Source organism: Cereibacter changlensis JA139, from assembly GCF_003034985.1.
GTDB lineage: Bacteria > Pseudomonadota > Alphaproteobacteria > Rhodobacterales > Rhodobacteraceae > Cereibacter > Cereibacter changlensis.
Window position 1 is genome coordinate 1 of sequence record NZ_PZKG01000204.1, and the last position, 5119, is coordinate 5119.

The 5119-nt window shown below is 65.4% G+C and carries 6 protein-coding genes; all 6 read right to left on the reverse strand.

The window, feature by feature from the left end; all coding sequences use genetic code 11:
- Positions 1 to 31: 31 nt before the first annotated feature.
- A complete protein-coding gene (locus tag C5F48_RS21715; RefSeq protein WP_170139779.1) occupies positions 32 to 1243 on the reverse strand; it encodes a site-specific DNA-methyltransferase in 1212 nt (403 codons plus the stop codon).
- Positions 1219 to 1596 carry a hypothetical protein gene (locus C5F48_RS21720; RefSeq protein WP_107665838.1) on the reverse strand — a complete coding sequence of 126 codons (378 nt, stop codon included), beginning with the start codon at positions 1594 to 1596 and terminating at the stop codon, positions 1219 to 1221. The genes C5F48_RS21715 and C5F48_RS21720 overlap by 25 nt, the downstream gene beginning before the upstream one ends.
- 192 nt (positions 1597 to 1788) lie before the next feature.
- Entirely contained in the window at positions 1789 to 2763 is a 975-nt protein-coding gene (locus C5F48_RS21725; RefSeq protein ID WP_107665839.1) for a phage late control D family protein, read from the reverse strand.
- On the reverse strand, positions 2760 to 2981 hold the full coding sequence (locus C5F48_RS21730) for a tail protein X (protein WP_107665840.1): 222 nt from the start codon (positions 2979 to 2981) through the stop codon (positions 2760 to 2762). The genes C5F48_RS21725 and C5F48_RS21730 overlap by 4 nt, the downstream gene beginning before the upstream one ends.
- Entirely contained in the window at positions 2978 to 3388 is a 411-nt protein-coding gene (locus C5F48_RS21735; protein ID WP_107665841.1) for a phage tail protein, read from the reverse strand. The genes C5F48_RS21730 and C5F48_RS21735 overlap by 4 nt, the downstream gene beginning before the upstream one ends.
- Positions 3381 to 5119, reverse strand: a 1739-nt coding sequence (locus tag C5F48_RS25355; protein WP_107665842.1) for a tape measure protein, incomplete at its 5' end; no start/stop codon positions are given. The genes C5F48_RS21735 and C5F48_RS25355, both read right to left, overlap by 8 nt.

The window sequence follows — 5119 nt, forward strand, 5'->3', positions numbered from 1 at the left end:
GTAGAGCGTCAGTGGCAGACGGTGCAGCGCTTCAAGTGCAGCCCAGACCTCCAACTGGCGTGAGGTCCTGGTCGAGATCCTCAAACTCGATTTCGCGGCAGCGCAGATAGGCAAACTCGGCGGACAAGTTCGCGAATTTCTTGTCATTCGAGGCGTTCAGACGGCGGATGCGTTCCGCTGTCACATCGCGGCAGATGTTCTTTTCGGGGGCTTCCGCTGTCGCCTCGGTGGACGATGCCATAATGAAGCGCCGATCCCCACCATCCTCAGCATTTAATTCCATAACAGCTTGGGCGGTGGTTGCGGATCCGGCAAAGAAATCGAGTACGACGTCGCCGGGGCTGGTGGACTGCCGAACCAGCTCGCGGATTAAGGAGACTGGTTTGGCGTAGTTGAAAGCCTTGGAGCCAAAGATTGCTTTTACCGTCTTTGCACCTTCTTCATTTGTGCCAGAGACGATTCCATTGTCTTCGCCTCCCACATAGCCAAGTTCGCTTTTGGGAGTAATCCAACTCGAGAGGGGTTGAGTGCTATTTTTCAAGTCTTTTACAAATCGCTTAAACCGAGGTGTGCCAAAGCCCACTTTTTTACCGATCCAATAGTCCAGATCAGGAAGCTCCCGCCGCAAGTTGGGGGAGCGCCCGCTGCGCGGGACGTCCTCACGGTCAATTGCTTGCAATAGCTCATCCATGCTTGACCATACTTCCACCCTTTGATCGGATGGGAAGACGACCTGCTTTTCGGCAATCCAATCTTCGATGAACTTAGTTTTAATACGCGCGCCGGTTCCGGAAGCGAACAGTGATGCGTAGCGCCAAACTCCATCCGGGTTGCATGGGTAGTGTATCCCCGTTTCAGGGTCGACGAGGGGATAGTAACCTTTCCCTGCCCTTGGATCGAGATAGCCAACTCCTACTGTGAGGTCACCTTTTGTCCATGGACCGCGCGGGTCGTTGTCAGGGTTGGAGTAGATCGAAAGACTTTTCTTGGTGCCCCCAAAGCGGAAACCGCTCTTCGCGTAGACAAGAACATGCTCGTGATTGTCTGAAAGAAATGCCTCGCGTCCCTCGTTCCCGCCCGTTCGTGTCCGCCAGACCAATGACCCGACCCTCATTCCCGGCATGGCCTCGTCCATCAGGAGTTCCAGCTTGGCACGCTGCTCGTCGTTGATCGAGACGAGGATGACTCCGTCCTCAGCCAGCAGGTCTCGGGCCAGCGTCAAACGCCTGAACAGAAACTCCAACCAAGTCGAGTGGAGTATGTGTCTTCGAGATTGACATAGTGATCATTATAAACCCAATCCTTCGCACCGGTATTGTATGGAGGGTCGATGTAGATGCACTTAATCTGCCCCGCCATGGTCATGCGTAGCCAACGCAGAGCGTCGTAGTTGTCCCCCTCGATCACCATATTGCGCCACGGGGTTTGCTCGTCTGACAGCTCAGGTATGATAGTCGCGATCACGAAGTTGGCGTCGACAGCGTTGTCCGCCTCGATCTCGTCGCGCTCCCAGACTAAGCCCAACTTCTTGGTTCGCTCCCGCTTCTCCAGCAGTTCGATCAACTGCTCGCGTGGGAGATCATCGTACTTGCTCATGCTCTGTCCCGTGTTCTGGCAGCGCTATCATCGGCCGCCCGCATCGTATTCGGTAGAGCAATCAGCATCCCCGTCGATTGCCTCGGGATACACCAGTGGTCCATCGGTCTCAACGCTGGTGATTTGGGGACGGGCATCAGAGGTTCTCACGGGTAGTGCCCAGTCTTAGGAGGTGCCGACTGCTGCCGGCTCTCAAGCCTTCTCCTTCTTCCCCCGGAACCCGGTCACAAGCCCGCCGCCGGTTAGCTGATGCGTCACCCGCTCCAAGTGCCACTCACCGTTCAACTCTGGCCGGAGCCCCGCCACCTTCACGGAGGCCCCACCCATCAGCCGGGGCTCGAATCCGGCCAGCGTCGCCTCCAGCGTCATGGCGCTGCGGCCCGCGTCCGACAGCACCGCCTCCGCCGCCCGCATCGCCTCGTCCTTCGTCGCATGGACATGGCGGATCTTCTTCACCGGGGTTCCGGATCCGACCTTCACCTTGTGGATCACGCCGGTCCCGGTCTCGATCCATTCGGCCTCGGCGGCGCGATAGACGCTGCGGCCCTCGAAGCTCCAGGACCAGTCGGAGAAGCGGTGGCGCGGGATCTCGGGCGGGGTGAGGGCGTCGCCGGCGGCGGTCCTGCCCTCGCCGCGGCGCTGGACGAGGAGCGCGCCGCTGGCCGGCTTGGCGGTGGCGTCGAGCGTTGCGGCGATGCGGCTCAGGAAGTGCAGGTTCGATTCGGCGGTCTGGGCGATGTAGTCCCAGCGCTTGCCCGCCACGCTCTCGCCCACCACGGGTTTCAAGCCCGCCTCGCCGGCGATGGTGCTGACGATCTGGGCGAGCGTCTTGCCCTCCCAGGCGCGCGTCCTCGGCGCGCGGATCTCGCCCTTCATGTCGGCCGCCGTTGCGGTGATCCGCATCGTCTGGGAGGGGCCGGCGCCGGAGACGCCATCGACGGCATAGACGCCCATGAAGCTCAGCGGTTGGCCCCGCCAGCCGAGGGAGACCTCAAGCTTCGCGTCGATGTCGGGGAAGGCGAGGCGGCTGTCGCGGTCGTCGAGCTCCAGCTCCAGCCGGTCGGATTTGCTCCCGTCCTCGTCGGTGATCACCAGGCTCAGCAGCCGGTCGGCGATGCGGGCGGTGGCGTCCTCGCCGGCGACCGTGATGCGGAAGGCCGGGATCATGTGCGGCCCCAGAGCCGGATCGCGCCGGTCGCCACGACGGGGACCACTGCAGGCAGCTCGATCACCACGCCGGCCGAATAGATCGGGCCGAGATCCGCCAGATGCGGGTTGGCCTCCAGCACCGCCGGCACATGCGCCTCGGAGCCGAGCTCGGCCTTGCAGATCGCGTCGAGCATGTCGCCGTCGCGGGTTCGGTATGGGGTGCGATAGCTCGTCATGCCAGATCCATGCCGTAGGCGGTGAGGCCGATGGTGAACTCGATCTTCCGCGGCGCGCCGTCGGCGAGGAACAGCGATTTGCGCTCCTCGACGGCGGTGATCACCCAGCGCTCCCAGACCCAGCCGAGCCCGTCGACCAGGATCTGCGGCTGGCCGAGATTGGCGACCTGGCGCATCAGCTCGATCTGCCGCAAACCGCCCTTGAAGTGCGGGTAAATCACCCCTTCAAGGCTGATCTCGTCGGCCCCGGGGCCGAGGTATTGCAGGGCAGGGGCGCGGCCCAATCGGTCCTGCTGCTCCCAGCGCCAGGAGGCGGAGCGGGTGAAGCTCTGGTAGCTCGCGCGGTTGACGCCGAAGCGGAAGGCTCCGAGCGCCATCATGACGAGGCTCAGGCTGAGGTCAGGCATAATCGCCTCCGTCGTTCAGGGCGAAGCCGGTCTCGCGCGCCATCGCCGCCAGTTCCTTTCTGACGGCGCGGGCGACGTCGGTGGGCGACATGCCGGGGGCGGCGTTGATGGTGATGCCGCCGACCGCGATCCGGGGTGCGGCCGGGGCGGCGGCTCCGCGGAGCTGGCGGGTGGAGATCACCTGGCCGTCGGTGCGGGGCACGAAGAGCTCGCGGCCCTCCTCCTGCCAGCGGTAGAGCTGGCCGGCGCGCACCGGCCCGCCGAGGGCGCGGCCCGGCGGGGCAGGGTCGCCGCCTGCAGCCGGCGCGGCGGGCGCGACCATGCCGGAGAGCCATTCCGGCATCATGGCGCTGAGTTGGGCCTTCACCCATTCCGCCATCTGGCCGATCTTCGAGCGGATGCCGTTCCAGAGGCTCTGGATCATCGCCACGCCAGCGTCATAGAGGTCGATGCTGAAGGCGTTCTCGATCATCTCGGTGATCCAGCCGAGATCCCAGCCGGTGAGGTATTCGGTGAAGTTCACCGCGCCTTCCAGCATCAGGCGGAAGGGATTCATCTCGGAGATCCAGGTCAGGACGCCGCGCACCAGCCCGTCCTCGAAGGCGGCCTTCACCCGGTCGATCTTGCCGCGGAAGAAGGCGACGAAGCCGTCCCAGTTTTGGTAGATCACATAGGCCGCGCCGGCGATGGCGGCGATCACCAGCAGGATCGGGTTGGCGAGCATGGCGCGGCCGGCGAGCAGCAGTGCGCGGCCGACGAAGAGCACGGCGCGGGCGACGAAGCCGAGGACGGTTCCGAGCGCCGAGGCCACGGCGGTCAGGATGCGCCAGGCGGCGGTCACCGGCGTGATCATCAGCCGGATCAGCCCCAACGCTCCCAAGATAGCAGCGAGGCCCATCATCAGCCGCGGATGCGCGGCCGACCATTCGGTGATCGCCCGCACCACCCGGCCGACCGCCTCGCCCGTGGCGCGGCCCCAGCGGATCCAGCTCTCGCCGCTCTCGTCCACCGGGCCGGTCAGGCGCTGCACCCAAGCCCAGAGCCCCTCGATCCGCGCGACCACCCGGTCGAGGATCGGCGCGGCCGGTCCCATGGCCGAGCGGAAGGCCGCGCCGAAGCTGCGGAAGAAGGCGGTGAGCCCCGACCAGTTGCGCCAGATCCAGAGCCCGGCGACGGCCAGAGCCGAGACCGCGGCGAGGAGGCCCATGCCGATCCAGGCCAGCGCCGCGGTGCGGACGAGGTTCATCGGCGCGAGCATCGACAGGATGCCCCAGCCGGCCTGCAGCGCGCCGAGCGCCATGGTCCCGAGGCCGGCGGCGAGCCCCAGCACCGTGCCGTGCATCGCCACGCCGAGGACGATCCAGCCGGCCACGTCCCAGCCGCCCAGGGTCTCGACGACGCGCTGCACCACCGGCGCGACCGCCCGCCAGATCTCCACCGCGCGCAGGCCGAAGTCCCAGATCGCGGTCAGCACCCGCAGGATCAGCCCGGCGAGCTTGTCGGCCCAGAGCTGCATGCTGCCGTCGGCGACCATGGCGTCGAGGGTCGCCAGGATCTCCTGCAGCCGGGTCTTCAGCCAGTCGAAGAGCCCGCTGCCCATCACCATGCGCTGGAAGCGGGTCCACTGGTCGGAGATGTTCGACATGATGCCCGACCAGGTGCCGGCCATGCCGGCCGAGGCCCCGGCGTTGGCCTCGCCGAGCGCGTCGATCAGGAGCTGGATCTCCTTCC